This window comes from Pseudotabrizicola sp., assembly GCF_030656345.1.
Lineage (GTDB): Bacteria > Pseudomonadota > Alphaproteobacteria > Rhodobacterales > Rhodobacteraceae > Pseudotabrizicola.
Map to the genome: position 1 here is coordinate 59,546 of NZ_JAUSNR010000046.1, position 24,780 is coordinate 84,325.

24 protein-coding genes and 2 pseudogenes are annotated in these 24,780 nt (G+C 62.7%); 14 read left to right on the top strand and 12 right to left on the bottom strand.

Annotation, left to right across the window (positions count from 1 at the left end; genetic code table 11):
* Positions 1-77: 77 nt before the first annotated feature.
* From Q7J44_RS20925 to Q7J44_RS20935, 3 genes are all read right to left on the bottom strand, one after another.
* A complete protein-coding gene (locus Q7J44_RS20925) occupies positions 78-1,127 on the bottom strand; it encodes a siderophore-interacting protein (RefSeq protein WP_304883052.1) in 1,050 nt (349 codons plus the stop codon).
* A gap of 69 nt (positions 1,128-1,196) precedes the next feature.
* The gene (locus Q7J44_RS20930; protein WP_304883053.1) at positions 1,197-2,000 is read right to left on the bottom strand and encodes a ChaN family lipoprotein; all 804 of its coding nucleotides are present in this window, start codon (positions 1,998-2,000) and stop codon (positions 1,197-1,199) included.
* Positions 2,001-2,019: 19 nt separating this feature from the next.
* Entirely contained in the window at positions 2,020-2,706 is a 687-nt protein-coding gene (locus tag Q7J44_RS20935; protein WP_304883054.1) for a hypothetical protein, read from the bottom strand.
* A 327-nt stretch (positions 2,707-3,033) separates the two neighbouring features.
* On the opposite strand from Q7J44_RS20935, the gene Q7J44_RS20940 reads away from it, so the two are divergent.
* The 7 genes from Q7J44_RS20940 to Q7J44_RS20970 are packed head-to-tail and all read left to right on the top strand — an operon-like array spanning position 3,034 to position 8,888.
* Positions 3,034-4,221 (top strand): M20 family metallopeptidase, encoded by a 1,188-nt coding sequence (locus tag Q7J44_RS20940; RefSeq protein WP_304883055.1) that lies wholly within the window; start codon positions 3,034-3,036, stop codon positions 4,219-4,221.
* A 38-nt stretch (positions 4,222-4,259) separates the two neighbouring features.
* The gene (locus tag Q7J44_RS20945) at positions 4,260-5,108 is read left to right on the top strand and encodes a transporter substrate-binding domain-containing protein (protein WP_304883056.1); all 849 of its coding nucleotides are present in this window, start codon (positions 4,260-4,262) and stop codon (positions 5,106-5,108) included.
* 1 nt (position 5,109) lies between these two features.
* Positions 5,110-5,832 (top strand): ABC transporter permease, encoded by a 723-nt coding sequence (locus Q7J44_RS20950; protein ID WP_304883057.1) that lies wholly within the window; start codon positions 5,110-5,112, stop codon positions 5,830-5,832.
* A 2-nt stretch (positions 5,833-5,834) separates the two neighbouring features.
* Complete coding sequence (locus Q7J44_RS20955) at positions 5,835-6,524, top strand: ABC transporter permease (protein WP_304883058.1); 690 nt, start codon at positions 5,835-5,837, stop codon at positions 6,522-6,524.
* Positions 6,521-7,300 (top strand): ABC transporter ATP-binding protein, encoded by a 780-nt coding sequence (locus Q7J44_RS20960; RefSeq protein ID WP_304883059.1) that lies wholly within the window; start codon positions 6,521-6,523, stop codon positions 7,298-7,300. The genes Q7J44_RS20955 and Q7J44_RS20960 overlap by 4 nt, the downstream gene beginning before the upstream one ends.
* A 14-nt stretch (positions 7,301-7,314) precedes the next feature.
* Positions 7,315-7,986, top strand: coding sequence for a GntR family transcriptional regulator (locus Q7J44_RS20965; RefSeq protein WP_304883060.1), 672 nt, complete (start codon positions 7,315-7,317; stop codon positions 7,984-7,986).
* A complete protein-coding gene (locus Q7J44_RS20970; RefSeq protein WP_304883061.1) occupies positions 7,983-8,888 on the top strand; it encodes a homocysteine S-methyltransferase family protein in 906 nt (301 codons plus the stop codon). The genes Q7J44_RS20965 and Q7J44_RS20970 overlap by 4 nt, the downstream gene beginning before the upstream one ends.
* Positions 8,889-8,944: 56 nt before the next feature.
* Here Q7J44_RS20970 and Q7J44_RS20975 read toward each other — a convergent pair whose 3' ends face one another.
* The 4 genes and pseudogenes from Q7J44_RS20975 to Q7J44_RS20985 form a co-directional block, all read right to left on the bottom strand.
* Positions 8,945-10,162 (bottom strand): PLP-dependent aspartate aminotransferase family protein, encoded by a 1,218-nt coding sequence (locus Q7J44_RS20975; RefSeq protein ID WP_304883062.1) that lies wholly within the window; start codon positions 10,160-10,162, stop codon positions 8,945-8,947.
* 114 nt (positions 10,163-10,276) lie between these two features.
* Entirely contained in the window at positions 10,277-10,738 is a 462-nt protein-coding gene (locus Q7J44_RS20980) for an Lrp/AsnC family transcriptional regulator (RefSeq protein ID WP_304883063.1), read from the bottom strand.
* Positions 10,739-10,921: 183 nt separating this feature from the next.
* Positions 10,922-11,050: pseudogene (locus tag Q7J44_RS23375) on the bottom strand (DEAD/DEAH box helicase family protein); the annotation flags it as partial.
* Between the two features lie 105 nt (positions 11,051-11,155).
* A complete protein-coding gene (locus Q7J44_RS20985; protein ID WP_304883064.1) occupies positions 11,156-12,064 on the bottom strand; it encodes a LysR family transcriptional regulator in 909 nt (302 codons plus the stop codon).
* 147 nt (positions 12,065-12,211) lie between these two features.
* Here Q7J44_RS20985 and Q7J44_RS20990 point away from each other — a divergent pair, with 147 nt between their 5' ends.
* Entirely contained in the window at positions 12,212-12,931 is a 720-nt protein-coding gene (locus Q7J44_RS20990) for an isochorismatase family protein (RefSeq protein WP_304883065.1), read from the top strand.
* Positions 12,932-12,941: 10 nt separating this feature from the next.
* On the opposite strand, the gene Q7J44_RS20995 is transcribed toward Q7J44_RS20990, so the two are convergent.
* Positions 12,942-13,847 carry a LysR family transcriptional regulator gene (locus Q7J44_RS20995; RefSeq protein WP_304883066.1) on the bottom strand — a complete coding sequence of 302 codons (906 nt, stop codon included), beginning with the start codon at positions 13,845-13,847 and terminating at the stop codon, positions 12,942-12,944.
* A gap of 153 nt (positions 13,848-14,000) precedes the next feature.
* Between Q7J44_RS20995 and Q7J44_RS21000 the strand changes: the two genes are divergently transcribed.
* The 6 genes from Q7J44_RS21000 (at position 14,001) to Q7J44_RS21025 (ending at position 19,703) form a co-directional block, all read left to right on the top strand.
* Positions 14,001-15,065 carry a PotD/PotF family extracellular solute-binding protein gene (locus Q7J44_RS21000; RefSeq protein ID WP_304883067.1) on the top strand — a complete coding sequence of 355 codons (1,065 nt, stop codon included), beginning with the start codon at positions 14,001-14,003 and terminating at the stop codon, positions 15,063-15,065.
* A 44-nt stretch (positions 15,066-15,109) separates the two neighbouring features.
* Positions 15,110-16,012, top strand: coding sequence for an ABC transporter permease (locus tag Q7J44_RS21005; RefSeq protein ID WP_304883068.1), 903 nt, complete (start codon positions 15,110-15,112; stop codon positions 16,010-16,012).
* Complete coding sequence (locus Q7J44_RS21010; protein WP_304883069.1) at positions 16,012-16,827, top strand: ABC transporter permease; 816 nt, start codon at positions 16,012-16,014, stop codon at positions 16,825-16,827. Before Q7J44_RS21005 ends, Q7J44_RS21010 begins: the two co-directional genes overlap by 1 nt.
* Before the next feature lie 11 nt (positions 16,828-16,838).
* The gene (locus Q7J44_RS21015; protein WP_304883070.1) at positions 16,839-17,909 is read left to right on the top strand and encodes an ABC transporter ATP-binding protein; all 1,071 of its coding nucleotides are present in this window, start codon (positions 16,839-16,841) and stop codon (positions 17,907-17,909) included.
* An 18-nt stretch (positions 17,910-17,927) separates the two neighbouring features.
* On the top strand, positions 17,928-18,926 hold the full coding sequence (locus Q7J44_RS21020; RefSeq protein WP_304883071.1) for a dipeptidase: 999 nt from the start codon (positions 17,928-17,930) through the stop codon (positions 18,924-18,926).
* A 477-nt stretch (positions 18,927-19,403) separates the two neighbouring features.
* Positions 19,404-19,703 (top strand): DUF1127 domain-containing protein, encoded by a 300-nt coding sequence (locus Q7J44_RS21025; protein ID WP_304883072.1) that lies wholly within the window; start codon positions 19,404-19,406, stop codon positions 19,701-19,703.
* Between the two features lie 692 nt (positions 19,704-20,395).
* Here Q7J44_RS21025 and Q7J44_RS21030 read toward each other — a convergent pair.
* The 4 genes and pseudogenes from Q7J44_RS21030 to Q7J44_RS21045 form a co-directional block, all read right to left on the bottom strand.
* A pseudogene (locus Q7J44_RS21030) lies at positions 20,396-20,702 on the bottom strand (IS481 family transposase); the annotation flags it as partial.
* Positions 20,703-20,798: 96 nt separating this feature from the next.
* Complete coding sequence (locus tag Q7J44_RS21035) at positions 20,799-21,464, bottom strand: HAD family phosphatase (RefSeq protein WP_304883073.1); 666 nt, start codon at positions 21,462-21,464, stop codon at positions 20,799-20,801.
* The gene (locus Q7J44_RS21040; protein ID WP_304883074.1) at positions 21,442-23,928 is read right to left on the bottom strand and encodes an ATP-binding protein; all 2,487 of its coding nucleotides are present in this window, start codon (positions 23,926-23,928) and stop codon (positions 21,442-21,444) included. The genes Q7J44_RS21035 and Q7J44_RS21040 overlap by 23 nt, the downstream gene beginning before the upstream one ends.
* Positions 23,925-24,680 carry a winged helix-turn-helix domain-containing protein gene (locus Q7J44_RS21045; protein ID WP_304883075.1) on the bottom strand — a complete coding sequence of 252 codons (756 nt, stop codon included), beginning with the start codon at positions 24,678-24,680 and terminating at the stop codon, positions 23,925-23,927. Before Q7J44_RS21045 ends, Q7J44_RS21040 begins: the two co-directional genes overlap by 4 nt.
* Between the last annotated feature and the right edge of the window lie 100 nt (positions 24,681-24,780).

The following is a 24,780-nucleotide window of genomic DNA, read 5'->3' on the forward strand; positions in this document are numbered from 1 at the left end:
GAATCGGCCTTGGTCGGCCGATTCAATCTTGTGCGGCATAGACACTATTTCTGACTTAAATTGTCAAGATAAAGTGATCAGATGCTGTCGCCAATCTCGGAGCGTGACCAGAAGGTCGTCACATTCATCTCGGTCTTTGTCAGTCCCCTGGTGTCGCGCAGCCAGTCACGGGCCTGTTCGGCCTCCGCCCGCTCGGCGGCGAACCAGACATAACGGTCACTGGCGGGCAGGGTCATTGCCTTCAGCGCGCTCACCAGCGCGCTGTCAATGCGCTGAATCCACGTCACCTGAACGCCTTCAGGATGCGTCAGGTCTTGCAGGTCGGCCAGATCGGCGCAGGCAATCACTGCCTGTCCGGATGCATCAGCGGGCAACGACCGCAGATACATCGCGATGGCAGGCAAGGCGGTCTCGTCTCCAAGGAACGCCACCCAGCCCGGCAGGTCGCGTTTCAGCTGCGTCGGCCCCATCAGCCCGATCCTGTCACCCGCGCCAGCCCGTTCGGTCCAAGCACTGACCCGGCCACCGTGATGAATGTAGACGTCAAAATCCATCCAGCCTTCGGCCGGAGAAATCTCGCGCACTGTATAGACCGGACGATGCAGCGATGCGTCCCCTTCAGGCCAACGGGTGCGGCCGCTGGCGTCGATCACCGGCCATTCGCGCACCGAACCGCCGCTGGCCTGCGCGGGCGGCAGGGCAGAGATCACCAGCCGGAAATGCAGCCCGTCCTCGGCATAGCGGGCAATGTCGGCAAAGGTCACGCGCACGCGGCGGACATTCGGGCTGATCTGGCGGATGCCGGTGACAGTGGCGATGGACAGGTTCGGCGGCAAGGCCCCGGCATCCACCCGCTCCCACTCAAGCTGCGGCACGGGCTCCAGCCGGTCCAGTCTGCCCATCACCATCTGTTGCAACAGATACAGCCGGCGCTCGTTTTCTGCCACCAGCCGCAGCGACAGGCCCCCCTTTGCCGCCGTCAGGTCGATGCTGCCGCTGAACATCTTGAGCGACATGGTCTCGCCCTCGGTTGCGACCTCAAGGTCCAGAAGCCGGGCGAACTCGGAAAAGGCGGGCAGCACCGCTGCCGGAAGAACATCGTTGATCTGCGCGTGAATCGTTTGCATGGCAGTCCCTTTGTGGGTTGAGGTTCGGGCTGGCATGCGGGCCGGGGTCCGCGCTGGCGTCATGTGATTTCAGGGCGCGTCGCCGCGTCCGGGCAGCTCCATACTGGCATCAGCAGCAAAAGGAACAGCCACCTCACCCGCATCGCGCGGGATCAGGGCGAGGCTGTCGGCAATGCCCAGATCGGTCAACTGCCATGAGACTCCACCGCCGAATTGCAGATGCCCCATGCCGATGATGCCGACGGCCAGCCGCGCCGGATCGGCAGTCGCAACACGGGCCAGCCGGGTGGCAAAGGCGCGGTCCCACACCTCTTGCGCCCGCATAAAGCTGTCGAAGGCGGGGTCTTCGGCCGATTGCGCCTTGCGCCCCGGCCGTTGACCTCCTGTCAGTTCAAAGATGAACCGGCGATAGGCCATCGAAGAGGGCAAAGGCCGTGTCAGGTCTTCCTTCAGGGTATCAGGTGCCTTGTCCCAGCCGTCGGCCCCCACCGCCCGGACAAGATCGCGCTGCACGTTCAGGCCCACCATCGGCACCCTCATCTCGCGGCAGAAGCGAAAGATCGGCAGGTAAAGGTCGGCGGCAAAGCCCCAGCTCTTGGCCCAACCCGACCGATCCAGAAAGCTATCCTCGGACAGCCCCCCCATCACCCATTCCGCCAGAACCGGGTTTGCTGTGGCGGGGAACATCTCGAACCCCAGTGTGACAGGGCGCCGCGACAACAGGGCCGCCGCGACATGCAACTGCCAGCGGTGATGGTCGGCGCGGTCGTGGCGTTCGCCCAGAAGAACGACGCGGCCCGTCGCCGCACGGTTCATCAGGGCGTCAAAGGTTATGGGCCGGCCCCGTGCGTCCCGCCAGACAGACCCGGTCATGCAAAACTGTCCGACGCAATCACAAGCCCGTTCGGCGTGCCGCTTCTGTCCAGCGCGATGCGCTGGCCTGGGGCGTCGCGCCAGCCCTGAAACGCCCCCCCTTCAGGTGCAGGTGAAAATCGCCGGTCATCACGTTCAGAAAACCCATGGCAGGCTTGGTCGCCTCGATCACACCGCGCCATGTCTGGCGCAGCGTGCCGGTGTCGAACGTGATAGCCGCCGCACCGCCCCGCAGCAAAAGGGTCTGAAACGGCAGATGCACGGGGTCGGACTCTTGCAGATCGTTGCGCCCGGCCCCTGGCATGACCTCCGTGTCGCGTGGTGGCAGGATTTCACGGCGAAAGCAGGACAGCGGATCTGTGAAAGCCTCCAGCCCATCCATCCCGACAAGGGAAAACGCGGCTTGCCCGGTGGCATCCAGAAACTCCAGCCGGGGATAGACCTTGTCCCGCATTACCGAACGTGTATCCAGAACGATGCCGGCAACCGCCGCGCCGTCAATCGACGCCTCATGGCAGGCCCCCGAGATCAAGAGCCGTCCCCGACCCTCGGTCACCGTTTCAACCGGCCCGATCCGTTCATGTGTCACCCCGGATGCAGAGACGACAAGCATCACTTTGCCCATCTGCGGCAACAAGGACAGAGCGTCTTTTGGCGTCGCGCCAGTCAGCGTTGCCCGCAGCGGAATATGGGGTGTGTTGGTCATGGCGAAGTACCTTCCAAATGCGGGCCAGAGAGAAGAGCGGATATCTGGCTGGCGGGAAGGCGGCGCTTGATCTATCCGCGGCATGCTAGAAGCGGTGTTCCAGGGTGTCAAGTTGCAACCGGGCCTCTGGGCCGGGCAGCACGAGGCTCCTGGCACGGGCACCGCTGACGAGTAAGCGCAGCCGGGTGGCCATTTCGGCAGATCACCACAGTGCCCGCCTTTTGTGTCCTTGGTCGATTGTCGATCCTTGACAATCCGTCGATTACTCCGGACGTAAAGAACAGTACGGTCCAACTGCCCCTGACCATTTGTTCCCGGATGCCGCCCATGACCCAACGCCCCAATGACCCTGCCCCCGAAATCGAGCGCCTTGTCCGTGCGGTGGAGCCTCGGCTGATCGCGCTACGACGCGATCTGCACACTCACCCCGAAACCGGCTTCGACACCATCCGCACCGCCGCGATCGTTGCCGAGGAACTGCGCACAATGGGGCTGACGCCGAAAACCGGCGTGGGGCGAACCGGCGTCATGGCCGAAATCACCGGGGGTCGCCCCGGCCCCTGCCTGATCCTGCGCGCGGATATGGACGCTCTGCCCATCCACGAAGAAACCGGGCTGCCCTTCGCCTCGACGATCCCCGGCAAGATGCACGCCTGTGGCCATGATCTGCATACGGCGTCATTGCTGGGGGCTGCGGCGGCGCTGGTGCAACTGGCCCCGACCCTTGCAGGGACGGTGCGGCTGATCTTCCAGCCTGCCGAGGAAACACAAGACAGTGGCGCAGCCGCCATGGTCGCCGACGGTGCAGCTGACGGCGTCGATATGGCCATCGCCTTTCACAACCGCCCCGAACATCCCGTTGGCCAGATCTCGCTGAACCGCGGCGCGAGCACGGCGTCCAGCGATGAATTCCGTGTGGTGCTGCACGGCAAATCCGGTCACGCAGCGCGGCCCCATGCCGCCATTGACCCGATCATCGGCGCGGCCCATGTCCTCACGCAGCTGCAAACCGTGATCTCGCGCGAGATGGACCCGGCGCTGTCGGCGGTGCTGACGGTCGGCCACATCGCAGGCGGGGCCACGCAGAACATCATCCCTGACAGCTGCATGTTCGAGGGCACGGTCCGTTGCCGGTCACCCGAGTCGCGCGATCTGGCCGAGGCTGCGTTCCGCCGCATCTGCACCGGCGCGGCGGCAGGGCTGAACCTGCGGGCCGAGGTGGAGTATATGCGCGGCGCACCGCCGCTGATGAATGATGACCACATGATCACCCGCACCGCCGAGGCGCTGTCGGCCCAGTTTGGCAGGCCCACGGTGGTGGAACCGGGCACCAGCTTCGGGGCCGAGGATTTTTCCTATTTCTCGGAACGGATACCGTCGGTGCAGATCTTCATCGGTTCCGGCCAGCCCGGTCGTGACGACCGGGTTCACAATTCTGACTACCAGCCTGATGAGGGCTGCATCGCCCAAAGCGCCATCGCGTTGACGCGCATGGCGACCGAATTTCTGTCCTGACCCCATAACTCTGGCCTGACCCTGTAAGGAGACCATTCATGACCATCACCCGCAGCACCTTTCTGCGCGCCGCACTGGCCGCAGCCGTTGCCCTGACCGCAGCCCCCGTGCTCGCGCAGGACAAGAAGCTTGTCTTCGCCACCGAAGGGGCCTTTCCGCCCTTCAACATGACCCGCCCCGATGGCACGCTTTACGGCTTTGAGCTGGACATGCTGGATGAAGTCGCCAAACGCGCCGGGTTCGAATACGAGGTGATCTCGCAGGCCTGGGACGGGATGATTCAGGGGCTGGTCGATGGCAAATACGACGCCGTGGTCGATTCCGTCACAATCACCGAAAAGCGGCTGGAAGTGGTCGATTTCTCGCTGCCCTACACCACCGGCGGCTCGACCTTTGCGGTGATGAAGGAAAGCGGTCTGGAACTGGAAGGCACCGGCACCTTTGTCGACCTGACCGAGGAAGCCCCGACCGAAGCAGCCGTCAACGCCATTGCCGAAAAGCTGGCGGGCAAGACGGTCGGCGTGCATGTGGCGACAATTCAGGCCGATTTTCTGGCGACCTATCTGGCACCCAAAGGCGTGACCATCCGCACCTATCCGAACGGTCCCGATGTTTATCAGGATCTGATGAACGGGCGGCTGGATGCGGGCATGGCCTCTGTCACCAACATCTCGGCGTTTCTGGAAAAGAACGTCGAAACCGCTATGGCCACCGGCCCGTCGTTCAAGGGCGGCGTGATGGGCGCAGGCGCGGCTTTCGTGGTGCAGAAGGGCAATGCCGAACTGGCCGACAAGATCAGCGCCGCGCTCAAATCCATGTCTGATGACGGCACGCTTGAGGCCCTGTCGAACCAGTGGTTCGGCATGGTCGTGACGCCAAAGCTCTGACATGGAATTCGGGAAACTCGCGCTTCTGGGCTTTGGCCCCGAAGGCTGGGGTCTGGTGCTGGTCCGCGCCGGGCTGATGACGCTGGCGGTATCGGTCGCGGCCTTTGTGTTCGGGCTTGGTCTGGGCATATTGATCGCCTGGGCGCGGATCGGCGGCAATGCCGTGCTGCGGCGACTGGCCGAAACCTATGTGGTCGTGCTGCGCGGGGTTCCCGATATTCTGGTGATCTATCTGTTCTACTTCGGTGGCCGTCAGGTGGTGACGGCCATCGGCACCGGCCTTGGGTTTGAGGGCCCGTTCGACATTTCGGGTTTTGTCGCGGGGATGCTGGCGATCGGGCTTATTTCCGCTGCGGGTCAGTCCGAGGTGCTGCGCGGGGCCTATCAGGCAGTGCCAAAGGGCATGGTCGAGGCCGGGCGTGTGGTGGGCATGACCCGCCTGACCCTGTTCCGCCGGGTGATCGCACCGCAAGCCATGACCACGGCGCTGCCCGGTATGGGCAACCAGTGGCAATCGGTGATCAAGGAAACCGCGCTGGTCTCTGTCACCGGGCTGGTGGAAACGATGCGTCAGGTTTCGGTCGCGGCGGGCACGACGCAGGAGCATTTTCTGTTCTATGCCGCAGGCGCAGTGATCTATCTGTGCATCACCACAGTTTCCGATCAGATCTTCCGGTTGGCCGAGCGCCGCAGCCTGCGCGGCCACCCGCAAGGGGGGATGTGAGCATGGATTTCACATTCTTGGGCGGCATGTTCGCAAATCTTCTCAAGGGTCTGCCGCTGACCCTGAATTTCTGGGTTTTGTCCCTGCTGGGCGGCGGCACGCTGGCGCTGATCCTCAACCTGATGCGGACCACCCGGATCGGCAATGCGGTGGCCGGGGCCTATGTCTTTGTGTTCCGGGGCACGCCGCTCTTGATCCAGATCTTCATGATCTATTACGGGCTGGCAGGATTTGGCTTCATCCGGCAAAGCTTTCTGTGGCCGTTTCTGCGCGAACCCTACTGGTGCGGCCTGCTGGCGCTGATCCTGAACGACGCCGCCTACACCTCGGAAATTCTGCGTGGCGGCCTGCGCGCCGTGCCCAAGGGCGCGGTTGAGGCGGGGCGCGTGTCGGGCATGACCCGGTTTGCCATCCTGCGCCGCATCACTTTGCCATTGGCCTTTCGTCAGGCGCTGCCCGCCTATTCCAACGAGGTGATCTCTATGCTGAAAGCCACGGCGCTGGTGTCGACCATCACGCTGATGGACATGACCGGCATTGCGCGCGCCGCCATTTCGGAAACCTGGCGGGCAGTGGAAATCCTGTTGTGCGCCGCGGCAATCTATCTGGCAATCTCGTTGCTTGTGACCCGGTTTTCCGCGTGGTTCGAGCGGCGTCTTTCGCCCTGGCAATTTGGAAGGACGACACCATGAGCAATGCTATGGGACCGGCGCTGTCGATCACCGGGCTGCGCAAAACCTTTGGGGCCAATGAAGTGCTGCGCGGCATTGACCTCAGTGCGCGCGACGGCGACGTGATCTCGATGATCGGGGCATCCGGCTCGGGCAAAAGCACGTTGCTGCGTTGTATTCCGATGCTGGAGATCCCCGATACGGGCACTGTCACCGTGGGCGAAGACAGCCTGTCGCCGAAAGGTGGCCGCCTGACGCGGGCGGAAGAGGCCACAGCGCGGCGGATGCGCGGGCATCTGGGGTTTGTGTTCCAGAACTTCAATCTGTGGACGCACCGCACCGTTTTGCAAAACGTGATCGAGGCACCGCTGTTCGTGCAAAACCGCAGCCGGGCCGAGGCGGTGGATGAGGCGACCGCCCTGCTGGAAAAGGTGGGTCTGGCCGAAAAGCGTGATGCCTGGCCCGCGCATCTGTCGGGCGGACAACAGCAGCGCGTGGCCATTGCCCGCGCGCTGGCGCAGCGCCCCCGCGCGATCCTGTTTGACGAGCCGACCTCGGCACTTGACCCGGAACTGGTGGGCGAGGTGCTCAAGGTGATCCGCAGTCTGGCCGAAGAGGGCCGCACCCTGCTGATCGTGACCCACGAGATGGGGTTCGCGCGCGATGTCTCGTCGCGCGTGGTGCTGCTGCATCAGGGCCAGATCGAGGAAGACGGCACCCCCGAACAGGTGTTTGCCAACCCGAAGTCAGACCGCGCGCGGGCCTTTCTGTCGGGCCATTTCGACCGGACCCGGTGAGGAAAGGGCAAGCCATGCGCCAGCCCATTGAACGCAAAAGCCTTCAGGATCAGGCGACCGACTGGCTGCGCGAAGCGATTGTGCGCGGTGACCTGGCCCCGGGAACCCTCTTGACCGAACAAGCCCTGACCGAACAGATCGGCACCGGGCGCGGCACGGTGCGCTCGGCCCTGTTCGCGCTGGAAGCACAGGAGCTTGTGACCCGCACGCCCTATTCCAGCTGGCGCGTCGCTGTGCTGGACGCGCAGGTGATCTGGGAAATCTATACGTTGCGGGCCGCATTCGAAGGGCTGGCAGCGCGCATTCTGGCCGAACGGCGCGATCTGCTGGGGCTAGATCAGGTGGTGGCCGCTTTTGCGTCGCTGACCGTGGCACAGGATGCAGACACCGGCGCGCGGGTGGCTGCCGACCTGGGGTTTCACGCCAGTTTCGTGCGCCAGACCGGACATCAGCATCTGATCCGCCGCCACGGGATGCTGGCCGATAAGATGGAGTGGCTTTACCGCTGGTCGGAAAGTCACTGGCCATGCCGCAACCCCCTGCTGGGCGAACATCAGCCGCTATTCGATGCGCTGACCGGCGGCACCCCCGATCAGGCCGAACGGGCGGTACGCGATCACATCGACTATTCGATAACACAGGATGTTGCAGGCTTTCACAGCCTCGCAACGGGAGAGAAAACATGACGCAGATCACCATCCTTGACGGCGGCATGGGCCGTGAACTGGAACGCGTCGGCGCTCCGTTTCGCCAGCCGGAATGGTCCGCTCTGGCGCTGATCGAAGCCCCGGAGACTGTGGCGCAGGTCCACAGCGCCTATGTGCAGGCCGGTGCCGGGGTTATCACGACCAATTCCTACGCGCTGGTGCCGTTTCACATCGGTGAGGCGCGGTTTCGTGCCGAAGGTGAACGGCTGGCCGATCTGGCGGGGCGGATGGCGCGGCAGGCGGCGGCGGGCAACCCCGCCGTGCGGGTCGCCGGATCACTGCCGCCGGTGTTCGGATCGTATCAGCCCGAGCTGTTTCAGGCCGATGTCGCGCAGGAGTATCTGGCGGTGCTGGTAAAGGGTCTGACCCCGCATGTCGATCTGTGGCTGGCCGAGACCCAATCCAGTCTGGAAGAGGCCGAGGCCGCTGCCATCGCCATCCGCGCCACCGGCAAGCCGCTGTGGATCTCGTTCACATTGCGCGATGATGACGGGGCCGAAGCCCTGCCCCGGCCCGAATTGCGCTCCGGCCAGACCGTGACCGAAGCCGCGCATCTGGCTGTGAAACTTGGGGCCGAGGCAATGCTGTTCAACTGCTCGCGCCCCGAGGTGATGGGGGTCGCTCTTGACGCCGCCCGCGCCGCCGAACCCGCCCTGCGCCTTGGTGTCTACGCCAACGCCTTCAGCGATTCACAAGATGATGACGGGGCCGCGAACGAAGTCGTCTCGACCATCCGCGCCGATCTGGACCCGCCGCATTACTGCGGCTGGGCCGAGGGCTGGGCGGCGCGGGGTGCCACCATCATCGGCGGCTGTTGCGGGATCGGCACCGAACACATTCACCATCTGGCCGGGCATCTGGGTCACGCGGACAAAGTCTGACCCGCCCGGACTTAACCAGACAGGACTTAACCAGACAGGGCTTAACCAGACAGGGCTTAGCCAGACAGGGCCTGATCCAGATCGCGGATCAGGTCCGCCGCCGCCTCCAGCCCGACCGACAGGCGGAAGATACCGTCGCCGGCAAAGCGGCGGTAATCCTCCAGCCCCTCGCCGGTCAGCTTGTAGGTGCCTGTGATCATCTCTGCGGTATCCAGATAGGTCACGATGCTGCGCTGATGGCCCAGTGAAAATGCGTAGTGCGCGACCCGCAGCCGCGCTGCAAGCTGCCGCGCCATCGCTGGTCCGTCCTTGGTGCAAAAGCCGATCACCCCGCCTGGATGATCCATCTGCCGCTGCGCCAGATCATGCTGCGGGTGCGAGCGCAGACCGGGCCAGATCACCCGCTCCACCGCCGGATGGTCCTCCAGCATCTGCGCCAGGGTGGCCGCAGTCTGATTGATCTGCACCATCCGGGGGAACAGCGTGTCAATGCCGCGCAGGATCAGCCAGGCATTCGACGCCGACAGCGATGCCCCCAGATATACCCCGGCACAGCCGCGAAGCTGCGCGATCAGCGCCTGCGGGCCGCAAACGATGCCCCCCAGCGCATCGCCATGGCCGTTGATGAACTTGGTCAGCGAATGGATCACCAGATCCACCCCCAACGCCAGCGGGCGGGTGGAAACCGGCGTGGCCAGCGTGCTGTCCACCGACACCAGCGCCCCGGCCCCATGTGCGATCCGTGCAATCTCGGCCAGATCGGTCAGCCGCAGGATCGGGTTGCAGGGGCTTTCGCAATGCACCAGCCGGGTATTGGACCGCAACGCCGCGCGCAGATCCTCCGGCCGCGACAGGTTGACCGGCGTGACCTCGATCCCCAGACCGGGCAGGATCACCCGGGCCAGTTCGGCAGCCCCGGCATAGGTCACGTCACTGATGATCAGATGGTCACCCGCTTTCAGCAGCGTCAGAAACACCCCGGCAATGGCCGCCACCCCGGTTGCAAAGGCAAGCGCATCTCCGGCCCCCTCCAGCGCCGCCATCCGGGTTTCCAGCGCCCGAACCGTGGGATTGAGCCAGCGGGCATAGGTATAGGGCTCGTCGGCAATATCGCCCAGGCCAGCGGCGGAAAAGGCCCCTTCGCCGGGCGCCACCAGATGGTTTACCGACATGGAGATATCCGGCTGGATGGAACGGGTCGCGGGGTTGAGGGTCAGTCCGGCATCCAGCGACAGGGTTTCAGGGCGGGCATCGGGCGGCAGTTGGGGAAGCATGGCAGGCACCTCTGGTCAGCGTTTCCGCCAAGGATACCGGCGATCCGCGCCGCTGCGCGGCGGATTATTGCAGATCCCCGCCGTCTTTGGCCACCAGCTGGGTGGTTTACGCCGTCAAGCTTCGGCCACTGGCACATAAAGCCCAACCTTCAGCGGCCTGAGCACGACATTCGTGGTGATCCGCCGGATCAGAGGATTGTCACGCATCATCCGCGCCGTGATCGCGTCATAGTCCTCCACGTCGCGGGCCAGAATCACCGCCACCAGATCCACCGCGCCCGTGACGTAATACAGCTGCTGTATGGCCTCGGTCCGGTCCGCCCAGGCTTGCAGTTTTTGCAGCACATCATAGTTGTCACGCTCGACTTCCAGTCCGGCAATAAAGCTCATCGCCTGCCCAGCCTCTTTGGGGTCCACAACCGAAATGTCAGCCCGAATGATGCCCTCGGCACGCAAACCCCGCAAGCGACGCTGCACGGCCGAGGCAGACAGGCCAACCACATCGGCAATCGCCTCGGCCTTGATCTGGCTGTCACGCTGCACAATCGCCAGAATCTTGCGATCAAACGCGTCCAAAACCGACTCCTTTTTCTGCAGACCAAGGCAACATTCTGCACAATTCCTGCCCCGTTGCCCATCCACGGCTGTCATGGCAGACGTTCACGTCTGGCAATTTGAGCAATCTACGCATGGCAGAGCGGTCAACCCCGACGTCGGCCTTTGCAAGAGCAAAATCCAGACTGCAGAAGTCTGGCCCTGTCTGGGTGCCGGTCGCCATGACCAACAGAACCCGATCCTGCCCCTTGGCGATCGCCTCGATGGCTCGTTGACGGCGTTGATCTGGGAATTGCGCGGGGCTTTGCCACTGCAATCATCGAAGCAATCTTGCGGCGCAACAACTTGGCAATGCCAATGAAACCACCCGGTGCAAATATCAGGGACCTGTTCGGAGAGCGAACGGCGGAAGTGACTGCAGCGCGCCCAGCGAACGTCTTACCTTGATGCCTCAAGCTTCCGGGAAGCCATGACGATGTCGACAAAATTGATCAGCTCGGTCGACGGGTTGCTGCTGCGCCAGACCAAAGCGGTGCGCAGGCGGAACAGCGGGTGGTCAATCGGCCGCACCACCACACCGGCACCCAAAAGCCCCACAAGACTTTGTGGAAAAATGGTGATGCCCAGCCCGGCACCGACCATACCGCCGATGGCAAGCGTATGGGCTGCCTCGAATTGAGGTGTCAGCACCAGGCCTTCGGCGCTGAACAGCCCCTCCAGCCGCCAGCGGTATTCGTCCCATTCCTGCATTTCTCCCAGCACCAGCGGCAGGCTGGCAACGTCGGAAGGCGTCACACTATCCTGCCCGCCAAGCGGATGATCCGCCGGAAGAATCGCAAACAGCGGTTCGTCCGACATCTCGATGCTCTGAAATTCAGGGTGGTCAAAGCGGTCGATCATGAACCCCGCGTCAATTTCGTTCTTGGCCAGTGCCAGCCGTTGCGCCTGTGTCCTCAGATAGGCCGTCGTCAGCCGGACAAACGGGTGCGCCTTATGAAAGCGGGCCAGCAGCTCTGGCATCAGGCGCGGTGCCGAAAAGGTCATGTAGCCGATCCGCAACCCGTCGGTATGCCCCTGCGCCACCCGCCGTGCGGCCAGCACACTGTTGTGATACCCGTCCATCATCGCCGCGTTGTCGCGGTAAAATGACTGGCCCGCCGCGGTCAGCGCCACTTCACGTGTGCTGCGCTCCAGCAGTTTGAAGCCCAGATGATGCTCCAGCTTCTGAATGCGCCGGGTCAGCGCCGACTGGTCAAGGTTCAGCCGGTCGGCGCTGCGGCGAAAGTTCAGTTCTTCCGCGACAACAAGGAAAGAGCTGACAAGATCAAGGCCGTTCAGGTTCTGCACAATGCACCATAGGTGTGGTTTCCAGTGATGCACATGGTGCATCAATTATTGACCAATAACCATTTCATTTTTCCGCACCGCATCCGCATCCTTGCGCCAGATGCAGAATGACGCATCGCGACACACCCACTCGAACGGAGATATCCGATGCAAGACCCCGACGCCAAAGAACTGGACCGCCTGTTGCAACAGGCCTTCGACACGGCAAGCAAACTGTATCAGGAGCGCGGCTTCCAACGCCGGATCGGGTTCGGCAGCCGTCCGGCGCTGATCAGTGTCGATCTCGCCAATGCCTGGACCCGGCCCGGCAATCCTTTCACCTGCGATCAGGAAAAAATGGATGGCGAAATCATCCCCGCCATGCAGAAGCTGCTCACAGCTTGCCGCGCCAATGGCGTTCCGGTGGTCCATGTCACCACCGCCTATGAAATCACCGACCGCAACGCGCCCTTTACCGATATGGGCCTGTGGCATGACAAGATCCCGGTCGACGTGGTGAACTTGGCAGACAAGGATCTGTGGGCCATCGACAGCCGCATCGCGCCGGTCAAAGGCGAATACACGCTGCTGAAAAAGCGCGCCTCGGCCTTTCACGGCACCGAACTGGCGGGCATCCTGCGCGCGGCGAATGTGGATACCATTCTTGTCACCGGCGTAACCGCCTGCGCCTGCGTGCGTCAGACCATCTGCGACGGGCTGGCCGACGGCTTCCGCACCATTGCCGTGAAAGAGGCGATCGGTGACCGGGTGCCGGGCGCTGTCGCATGGAACCTGTTCGACATCGACGCAAAGTTCGGCGATGTCGTCGGCGTTGACGATTGCGTCAACTATCTGAACGGCATCAAAGCACAGAAATCCGCCGCCTGACGACCGGACCTTAAGCCTGCGCCGCCGGCTTCCGGGCCGAGCGGCGCAGAAATTTCAGAAATGTATCAAGAACCTGCGACCTGTTCTCGCGGTCCCAGACCGCCGTGACCGGCAACTTCGTGGTCACATCGCGCAACGGCCGCACCTCAACGCCCTGACGCGGCAGATTGCCCACGCAGCTGGAATAGATCGTCACCCCCACCCCGGCGACGACCAGCCCGAAGATGCCTTCGCTGTTTGATGCCTCCAGTACGATGTTGGGAAAGTAGCCCCGGCTGCGGCACTCCGCAAACAGCCGGTTGCGGAACGCCGCCCAATTGTCGCCGGTGCCAAGCACAAATTTCTCATCCGCCAGCTGTTGCAGTGTCAGCGACGCTTCGGCACACAGCGGATGCGACGCGGGCAGCAGTGCCACGTAATCATCTTCGTCAAACGTCAGGCAATCCGTTGTCTTGTGCGCGAATTCGCCGATCATGAAACCGATATCAATCGTTTGCTGCAACAGCGCCATCTGCTGACTGGTGGTTGGCATAAAGATCAGGTTCAGCCGGATTTCGGGATGCGCGCTGGCAAAATCGCGCAAAAAATGCGGCAGGCGGCCGTTGATGGCAAAATCGGTATAGGCGATTCTCAGCTCTCCCCGGATGCCGCGCGCGGCATGCCGGGCACTGGCGATGGCCTGATCGATCTGCGCGTCGATACTGCCGGTTTCTGCCAGAAACGCCTTGCCCGCTTCGGTCAGCTCCACCCGCCGGGTGGTCCGCAACAGCAGCGGTGCGCCGATCTCTGCTTCAAGGTGTTGAATGATTTTGGAAAGAGCAGGCTGGGCAATATGCAGCTCGTCCGCGGCCCGCCCAAAATGCAGGGTTCTTCCTACTGCCGCAAATGCACGCAGATGGCGCAGTTCCAAGCTCAATTCATGCCCCTTTATTGATAATCATGTGGAATTAATACAGTGAAAATTGATATTTTACAAACACGCTTTCTTGCCGCATCGTTTGATGACTAAAGAACAACACTGCGGCGGCCGACGATGGCTGCACGCATCACAACAGGGGAAAATGACCAGATGACCAAGGATCTTTCCGCACCGTTCACGCCCTCGCGCCGACGCATGCTGGGCCTGTTGCTGGCGGGCGTTGCTGCCCCCGCCCTGATGCCGCGGATGGCGCTGGCGGCGGGTGGCACCGTCGTCGTCTCGAACTGGGGCGGCGACTGGAACGAACGCACCATGCGCTATGTTGAAAAGCCGCTGTTGGAAGACAAAGGCTTTACCGTCGTCCGCGATCTGGGGATGGAGCCGGAGCGCAAGACCAAGCTTATCGCCGAAAAGCGCATCCGCCGCGCCTCTGCGGATGTGATCCACGTCAACAGCTCGGACGCGTTCGAGCTGAAGGGTCAGGAAGTGATCGCCGATCTGGATCTCAGCAAAATCCCGAACTACGCCGATGTCGTCGAAGAACTGAAGGCACCCTATTTCGTGCCCTGGCTCTACAGCGCCGTTGTCATCATCTATAACAAGGACAAGGTGCCGGAACCGCCGACATCCTATGCCGATCTGTTTGACCCGAAATGGGCCGGGCGTATCGGCCTGACCAACCAGCTTTACTTCAACTACATGATGATGGCGGGCCTTGTCGCAAACGGTGACATGACCAGCGCCGAAGAGGGCAAGCCGCTGCTGGAAAAGATGGTGGCCGAAAGCAAACCACGGCTTTATGCCGCGCATCAGCAGTTGCAGGCTGGTCTCGCAAATGGCGAAGTAGATATCGCGGTGAACTACAAGGCGCGCGGACTGCAATGGGCCGCTGACGGCCAGCCGCTTGCGATCCAGTACCCGGATGAAGGCGCGATTGCCGTGACCTTTGGGGCCTGCCTCACAGAATTCGGCCCCAACCGCGATGCGGGCTACGCCTATCTCGATGCGATGCTGGACCCGACCGCCATGGCCGGACTGGCCGAGGCAAGCCTTTACGCCCCGGCCAACCCCAAGGCGGAATTGTCCGATGAATTGCGCGCCCTTGTCGACTTCTCACCGGAAGAACGCGCAACGATGCGCTTCCTCGACTATGCCTATGTTGCCCAGAATACCGCTGGCTGGCTGGAATGGTGGAACAAGTCCTTCGCAACCTGATCTGCCCGACCTGATCAGCCCCGGCCCGGAGAGAGCGCGTGAGTATGACCGAAACCATAACCAGCACACCCCCGCCAGACGCCCCGAAACGGGCAGCTGGCGGGCTGACGGCCCCGATGCTGGCCGCGCCCGGCGTGATCGTGGTGGTGATCGGTCTGCTTGCCCCGCTCGCCCTGATGCTGCGCAACAGCCTGAACCGCTATGATCCGGCGGAACTGATGATCAGCGCCGTCACGGCCGAGAATTATGTGAAGTTCTTTTCGGATTCCTTCTATCAGGAGGTGCTGTGGCGCACCGTCTGGATATCGGCACTGTCGACCCTGATCTGTCTGGGTGCAGGCGTGCCGGTCGCTTATTTTCTGGCCCGCCATGTGGCCCCTTTTGCCAAGCGGATGCTGCTGATCGTCATTCTGGTGCCCTTGCTGATCGGCAATGCCGTCCGCACCTCGGCCTGGATGCTCATTCTGAATGACAAGGGCGTGCTGGCCGCGTTCCTCGGGTTGTTCGGGCATTCCGGTCCGCTGGGGCTGATGTATTCATCCGCCGGCGTTGTGATCGGGCTGGTCTCTGTGCTGCTGCCGTTCATGATCATCACCCTGAACAGTGTGTTTGAATCGATCGACCAGACCCTTGAAGATGCCGGGCAAAGTCTGGGCGCCAGTCACCTGACCGTCATGACCCGCATCGTGCTGCCACTGGCCCTGCCGGGTATTCTGGCCGGATCGGTGCTGTGCTTCATCCTGTCGATGAACGCCTATGCCACCCCGGTTCTGATCGGCGGCCCGACGTTCCACATGATGGCCCCCACCGTCTATCAGCAGATTGCCAAGGTGATGAATTGGCCCTTCGGCTCGGCACTGGCCTTCATCCTGATGACAGTGACCCTGACACTGACCGTCGCCGTCTCGGTCCTTGTGCAGCGCAGATACCGGAAGTGGAGCGAATGATGCAGACAGGTCAGGCAGGCACCATCCGGCTGGGCTATACCATCGTCAGCATCCTGGTGATCGGTTTCATCGTCCTGCCACTGGTCTTCATCGTCTGGATGAGCTTTTTCTCCAACCGCATCCTGTCGTTCCCCCCCGAAGGTTACACCCTCGACTGGTATCGCAGGGCCTGGGGCATGTCGGATTTTCGCAACGGCTTCTTTCTCAGCCTGCAGACCAGCCTGATTGCCACCGTGGTGGCCGCAGCACTGGGCCTGCCCGCCAGTTTCGCGCTGGTCCGGGGCCGGTTCAAGGGGCGCGAAGGCATCAACACCATCCTGATGTCACCAATGGTGGTGCCGGGGATCGTCGGCGGCAGCGCGCTGTTCGTCTTTTTTCTTGAGGTCGAGTTCCTGACCGGCATGCGGATTGCAGGCTCCAGCCTTGGCCTGATCATCGCGCACAGCCTGATCGCCCTGCCTTGGATGATCCGTCTTGTCACCACCTCACTGATCAGCGTCAATCCGTTTGTTGAAGAGGCGGCGCGCAGTCTGGGTGCCGGTCCGCTGATCGTGTTCTGGCGCATCACCCTGCCCGTCATCAAGCCGGGGGTGATCGCCGGGTCGCTGTTTGCCTTTATCAATTCGTTCATCGATCTGGAAAAATCCATTTTTCTGGTCGGACCAGACAGCACGACCCTGCAGATCGCACTGATCAACTATCTGGAATGGAACTTCGACTCCACCATCGGTGCGGTGGCAACGGTACAGATCGCCCTTATCACGGTGCTTTTGCTCATCACCGACCGCTACGCAAAACTCAGCCGTGCCTTCTGAAAGGAAAACCCATGTCGGAAGTCGTTCTTGAGGATGTTGTCAAGCATTACGGCACCTCGGTCGCCGTGGCCCATATGTCGCTGCGCATCGCCGATGGCGAACTGGTTGCGCTGCTAGGCCCGTCGGGTTGCGGCAAAACCACGACACTGCGGATGATCGGTGGTTTCGTCGACACCACAAGCGGGCGCATCACGGTGGGCGGGCGCGATATCACCGGCCTGCCACCGAACCGGCGCAATATGGGCTTTGTGTTTCAGAACTATGCGCTGTTTCCGCATATGACCGTGGCCCAGAACGTCGCCTTTGGTCTGGAAATGCGCGGCCTGAACAAAACCGACACCGCCCGCAAGGTGCGCGAGTCACTGGCACGGGTGCGGCTGGCGCAATATGCAGACCGCTTCCCCAAGCAGCTGTCGGGCGGCCAGCAACAGCGCGTGGCACTTGCCCGTGCGCTGGTGATCGAACCAGATGTTTTGCTGCTGGACGAACCCCTGTCAAACCTCGACGCCTCGCTCCGGCAGGAAATGAAGATCGAGATCCGGCAGCTGCAGCAAACGCTGGGCCTGACCACGGTTTTCGTGACCCACGATCAGGACGAAGCGATGAGCACGGCCGACCGGATGGTGCTGATGAACAGTGGCTTTGTCGAACAGGTGGGACCGCCTGATCAGGTCTACGGCCAGCCCCGGTCGGCCTTTGCGGCCAGCTTCCTTGGCATTCCCAATCTGCTGGCGGGGAAGTTGTCTGCGGACCATCGCAGCTTTGCCATGGACGCAGGCCCGGTGTTCCGCATGGCCGGGCAGTCGCCGGTTGCGGGTGAAACCTTGCTCGCTCTGCGCCCCGAGGTGATCATGATTTCTCCCGAAGCGCCGCCCGAAGATGCAAACCATCTGACGGGGCGGGTCGAGATCATGACCTATCACGGCGCGGCGGTCGAATATCAGGTCCGCACCGATGCCGGGCCGATGCTGACCGCCCGGGCCATCGCACCCGGCCTGGGTGGCCCCGCCCTGTTGTCAAATACCACGCCGGTCTGGCTGCACTGGTCGCCCTCGGCCGGTGTGATCGTAAGCAAACACTGAATTTTCGGGATAAGAATGATGAACCGACAGACTCTTTCGGGGGCCGACTCCCTGCATGCCCGGCTGACCGTCATCGACGGCCTAATCGTCTCGGATTTTGGCCCTGATGTGTTCCGCGACATGCAGAAAGGCGGGATCACCGCCGCCAACTGCACCTGCTGCATATGGGAGGATTTTACCGCCACCATGCGCAATATCATGCAATGGAAAGCATGGTTCCGCGACCATTCCGATCTGATCCTTCAGGTAAGAACCACCGCCGACATCCGTCGCGCCAAGGCCGAAGGCAAGGCCGGGATCATCCTTGGCTGGCAAAATGTGTCAGGGATGGAGGATCAGATCGGCTATCTGTCCCTGTTCAAGGATCTGGGCGTTGGCATCATCCAGCTTGCCTATAACACCCAGAACCTTGTCTCCACCGGCTGCTACGAATCCAAAGACGGCGGGCTGTCCGATTTCGGGCGTGAGGTGGTGGACGAGATGAACCGTCTGGGCATCCTGTGCGACCTGTCACATGTCGGCCCGGTCAGCAGCCGCGACGTCATTCTGGCGTCCAAACAACCTGTCGCCTACTCGCACTGCCTGCCAGCCGGGCTGAAAGCACACCCCCGCAACAAGACCGATGAAGAGCTGCGCTTTATCATCGACCATGGCGGCTTTGTGGGCGTCACCATGTTCACGCCGTTCCTGGCCCGTGGCATCGATTCCACCGTCGACGATTACGTCGAGGCGATGGAATATGTAATCAACCTTTGCGGCGAGGAACGCGTCGGCTATGGCACCGATTTCACCCAAGGGCATCAGCAGCCGTTCTTTGACTGGATCACCCATGACAAAGGCTATGCCCGTCGCCTGACGCAGTTCGGCACGATCCGCAATCCCGAAGGTCTCGATACTATTGGCCATACGGGTGCCTTGACCGCCGCAATGCTTCGCCGGGGCTGGACCGAAGGGCGCATTGAGCGGGTCATGGGCGAGAACTGGATCAAGCTCCTCCACGACGTGTGGGGTGCCTGACAGCATTGGATACCAACTGGATGAAGGACGGAAAATTCTGAACTTCTGCTTTATGCATCGCGCTGACCCACACATGCTTCCATGTCCTGCAGGAAGGCGCGTCCCGTGGAATACCCTCGCGCTCCACATATGTCAGAAAGTTTGTTCTATCGGCGTTTTTGCGCCGATCCGTGGCCGCTTTGTCTAACCGCCAGATTGAAAGCGCCGACGCAAAGGGCCATGTGTAGAGCATGACAATGTTCAGCTTCCATATGAGGTTCCTGCGGTCCGCGGGAATTCTACTGAACCGCCGATAGCCCCGGGCGGCTTGAGCAGTTTTGCTCGAAGACGCCACGGGGACCTTCCGCAATAGCATCTCTCAACTTGGCAGAGCGACACGCGGCATTGATGCCGCGCGAACCCTTGGGCCATGGCCTGACGCGCCCAAGCGCCCGGCAGTGAGAGACATGTTTAGTGGTTTCAGATTTGGAGAAACACATGTCTACCTACATCAAACAAAGAACGCCCGAGCGGACGGCGCAGCGCCCCGTCGAGGTTAAAAAGCTTAACCTGCTCCTGCGGTGGTGGCACAGCGCTGTTCAGAATTGGCAACGCCGAAAGATGATCGCGGCTCTGGCAGCTTTGGACGACCATATCCTCCGCGACATCGGCATTCCACGAGGCGAAATTGAACGGGTCGTCGATGGGTTCGATCCGCGAGAGTTGCAGATGCAGCCGGTCGCTCCAGAACCTGAAAAGCAGGACACGTCCTATGCCGAATTCAGAAGAGCCGCATAAAATGGCCCCTTTGCGACCGGAAATGCGTCACCTGTTGTCCGTGACGCGCAGGCTTCAGCCTGCCGGGCGGATGCACGTTCATTCTTTCAGACAGGATGCTCAGGGTCGTTGGATGGCGAACGTGTTCATCCTGTATCGGGTTTTGCGTCAGAACTGCCCCGAGCCCGGGGCAGTTTGAACGCGGAACACCTGCGCTGCTGCCCCGGGTCAATCCACCTCATCCAATCATCTGAGTTTTAAGGGCGACCGAGATGTCGTCCGAGGGGGAAACATGATCAATTCAGGACAACATAAACGGATCGAAGAGCCAGTTCCGTTTCAGAAGGAAGGCTATGCAGCCTTGTGCGATTTGTCAGTACACTGTGTTCTGACCAAAGCGGACAGGCGCGCATTGGCAGAGCACATTCTGCGCGCCGACAAGGTTGGAACCGGCGCCTTTGAAATGCTGACACGATTGCTCAGCCAAAAGCTGCTTTATGCGACTGTTCGGGAAGACGACAAGATCGGTGCCGCGACCGCAGCGGGCGGATCACGGGTCACTTACGCAATTGATGATCTGGAGCCGCAAACGGGACAGCTGTTCCATCGCGACGAGTATGCGTTGGGCCAAAATGGCATTCACGTTGGAACGCTGCTGGGGGCAACCTTGATCGGCATGAAGGCGGGCAGCCGTGCGCCCTTTCTTCAGGCGGATGGCTCGTTCCGCAGCGGTGCAGCGCAGATCGAGTCAGGCGGGGGATGGTCGGCTGCAGGGCGTAAAGGCAATCGTCCAATGGCAGCAGCGTATGGCGACGGAATGCCACGACCATCGCCTCCTCCGCCTCGGTCAGCACGGTGGATCGTGGCTCCGAAGGACCAGTCTTCATATCCTCGACCGTCGCGCACTCGCGCCACTTTGCCACGGTCTTGGGATTGATGCCCAACTCCCGGCTCAGTTGCGCGAGCGAAGCTTGCGATCATTCGGGCCGACCCTCGGACCGATGGCGGGCCGACCCTCATTATTGCTGCTCTGAGGGCGTGCTTGGTCGTGGCGCTGCCGTGACGAACTCAATCGGCATTTCACCACTCTGGCTGCGACGAAGGAAGCCGAACGAACTAAACCGTGCCAGCGTCCGAAAAATCAACCTGAAGCACCCTGAGCAATTCTTGGCACTTGCTGGGCCAACCCGGTGAACGCACGTCAATCCATTGCATTCCGGCAGTCCTCGCAGACTCGATCCCCTGATCGCTGTCTTCAAGGACAAGGCAAAGCTCTGCACTGACACCAAGGCGCAGCGCTGCGGCCATATAAATGTCAGGTGCGGGCTTTGGTCGGGGAACGTCGTCCACTGTGATAATACAGTCAAACAGATCGTGCAGCCCGGTCTGCCGCAAAAAGGCCCGTGCAATAGCGGCTTCGCTGTTGGTCACAACTGCAGTCGGCAAGACGCCGACGGCCCCACGCGCCAGCCTGGCGACCAACGGGTTTTCCCGCGCCTGACCGGCCAGTGTGACAGTCAGCGCAATGCTGTCGGCCACAAGGCGCGGCAAATCTGCCACGACCGCGAAATCAACCATGAACCGTTCAAACAGGCGGGCTCGGTCAAGTCCGGTCAGGGTCATATACCAGTCGCGCGGCATCTGAAGGCCTTGCAGCTGGAGCGCCTTGGCCATGCCGGTATAATGCAGATCAGCGGTCAGCAGCAGCGTGCCGTCGCAATCGAAAAGAAGGGCGGCGGGTGCGCTTGGGCTGGCTGATTCATCGGTGGGCGGCTTTGGCATCTTCGGTCTTTCTGAACAGGATGGTCAGCACATCCGACAGCGCATCGGCGGTCAGCGGCTTGGGAAGCGTGGCGAGCCGCCCGACAAAGCGGGACGACAGCGGGTCAACCTGCGGCAGGTGGCCAGAAACCACAATGGCCCGGGCCTCCGGCCAGCGCGTCAGCGCCGTTTCGGCCAGACGCCAGCCGTCAACGCGCCCGCCAAGCGACAGATCGGTGACGATCAGCGCCAGCGGGGTCGACATATGCGTCAGCGCCTGCGCCAAATCTTCCGCCAGCAGCAGGGTTTCCGCCAGCGGGACCAGCAGGCCGACGGCGGCCTTGCGGTCCGTCGCATCATCCTCGACCAACAGAACGGTGCCCAGCGCGGGCAGCGGGGCCGGTTGGCGCAGGCACAGCGGCAGGGTCAGGCGCACCGTGGTGCCCTGACCGGGGGCAGAGGTGATGTTGATATCGCCGCCCGACTGCCGGATAAAGCCGTAAACCATGGCAAGGCCAAGCCCGGTGCCGGTGCCGTCGGCGCGGGCGGTAAAGAACGGCTCCATCGCATGGGCCAGAATGTGCGGCGGCATCCCGGTGCCGGTATCGGCCACCTCAATCACTGCCTGATCGCGGTCCTGCGACACGGTCACCGTCACCCGTCCCACATCTGCAATGGCCTGACCGGCATTCAGGCACAGGTTCAGGATCGCGCTTTCCAGTTGCCCCGGATCGACCCGCACCGGCAGGGGCACCGGGGCGATGTTGACCACCAGATCCACCCGGTCCGGCAGGGCAAGGCTGACCAGATCGACAATGCCATCGACCAGCGCAGGCAGATCCAGCAGTTCCGGTTCCAGATGCTGACGCCGGGCAAAGGCCAAGAGCCGCCCGATCAGCGCGCCGCCCAGATCAACCGCCGAGGCGATGGTCTGGCGCAGCATCGCCTGCCGTTCCGGCGGGGCCGTATCCATCAGATGCAGGCTGCCCGAGATGGTGGACAGGATATTGCCGAAATCATGCGCCACCTCGCCCGAGACTTTGCCCAGTGCCTCGATCCGCTGGATCTGGCGCAGGCGATCTTCCAGCTGCCGCCGTTCGGTCGCATCGGAAATCAGCACCACCGACCCACCCTTTGGCAGCGGGCTTTCGCGCAGCTCGGCATGGTGCGCCGCCCCCAGCGACAGCACGCCCACCCCGGCATGCTCGCCCTCCTGCCAGCCTGCCCCGGCGATCACCTCGGTCAGACGGGGCCGGCCGGTCAGGCGGGCAGGATCGACGCGCAGCACCGACGCAAGCCTTGCGTTCTGCGTCACGATCTGGCCCTGATCCGACAGGATCGCCACGCCATCGCTGATCCCGGCCATCATGTTTTCATAAAGTGCTGTGCGCTGCGCCATCTGGCGGTGCGACCTGTCAAGCCGCAGGGCATTGGCGCGGAAGGTGCGGAAGGCGTGGAACAGCTTGCCAATCTCATCGCCCTGCCCTTCGCCGCGCGGCAACCGGGTCTGGCGGTCGCCTGCGGCAAGCCGGATCATCGCATCCGAAATCGCCCGCAGATTGGCAGTCACATAGCCCGAGACATACAGCGCCGCCGCCAGCGCCAGCGCCGCACTGGCCAGCACCACCAGCAGCAGGGTGGATTTGGCCAGCGCGATGGCCGTGGTAGTGCTGGCGCGCTCGGCCGTGATGGCCGCCTGCGCCAGCGTTGTGGCAGCGGCGGCATGGGCGGTGACGGCAGCGGCCCCGCGCCGGATGCGGACCAGCGCCGCCTCGGCCCCGATCTGGCGCGCGAGTTCAAACCGGCGCAGCTCGAACAGCCCCTGCGGACCTTCGGCGATGGTTTCCAGACGGCTCAGCTCTGCCGCCTCAGCCGCCGGACGCTGCCCGGTCAGGCGCTTGGTCAGGCGGGTGTATTCGCGCTGGAATTCCCCCACGCCGATCAGATTTTCTGCCCGCCCCGCCCCCAGAAGGGCCGCTGCGGTGCGTTGCAGCACCAGCCAGTCCTGCCGTTCCTGCAAGGGGGCGGTGGCGCGGGCCGATTGCGCGGCATAACGGCGTTCAGAGGCGGCAAGTTCGGCGTTCAGCCGCAGAGTGCGGTCGCGCAGGCCTGCGCGAAGGGATGTGTCGCGCACCAGATTGGCAATCGCCTCCCGCGTGCCCGCCAGCGACGCGCGCAACGGCTCATCCGGGGGCAAACCGGCCAGCAGCCCGTCTACCAGCGCGGTGGCCGCCTGCCCTTCCTGTGCGATGCGGAACGGGCTTTCCAGTGTCAGCAGATAGGGCGCGAGGGTTGCCAGATCCGCCGCCTGCCGCGACAGGGTCAGCGCCTGATCCACCCCTGTCAGGGTTTCGGCCAGCATCCGGTCCATCCGGTCATTGCCACGCGTCAGCGCACCCCAGGCGATGACCCCCACGGTCAGCACCGCCACCGCCAGCAGCGCCAGCGCCACCAGCAACCGGCTGCGGACCGAAAACCGCCTCATGCCGCCGCACCAGTGACAAAGATATAGCCCTGCCCCCGCCGCGTCTGCAGATGCACGGGTTTGGACGGCACCGCTTCGATCTTGCGGCGCAGGCGCAGGATCAGCACGTCGATGGTGCGGTCCATATATTGCGACAGGTCATTGCCCAACTCGGTCAGCAGTTCGGTGCGCGGGATGATGCGGCCCGGATGGCGCAGAAAATACTCCAGCAGCCGGTATTCGGCATTGGTCAGCGCAATCTCGGCCCCCGCAGCATCCAGCAGCTCGCGCCGGGTCTGGTCCAGCCGCAGACGGCCAAAGGCCAGCATAGCACTGCTGCTGCGGTCGGGCGGCAGCACGCCCGGATGCCCGGCCCGGCGCAGAACCGCGCGCAGCCGGGCGATCAGTTCGCGCGGGTTGAACGGCTTCATCATGTAGTCGTCGGCGCCGGTTTCCAGCCCGATGATCTTGTCCATCTCATCGCCGCGCCCGGTCAGCATCACAATGGGAATGCCCATCGTCTCACGAATGCGGATGGCAAGGGTCAGGCCGTTTTCGCCGCGCAGGCGCAGATCAATCAGCGCAAGGTCCACGCCGGGGCGGGGCCCAAGCGCCAGAAACGACGCGCCGTCGGGCAGCGGCAGCGGGGTGAACCCGTTGCCGGCCAGCAGGTCGGCCACCGTGCGGCGCAGATCGGCGTCATCATCTATGATGGCCACGACCGGACACACGCCATCCGGCATGTCCCCGTGCGGCATGGAAGCCTGTTCCATTGCCCTGTCCTCCCTGCGGCCATGATGGTCAAAGCGCGGGGCGGCGCAATCCCATTCAGGTTAGCAATGTTCCGCGTTTGCCGGGGTTTTGTAACACTGT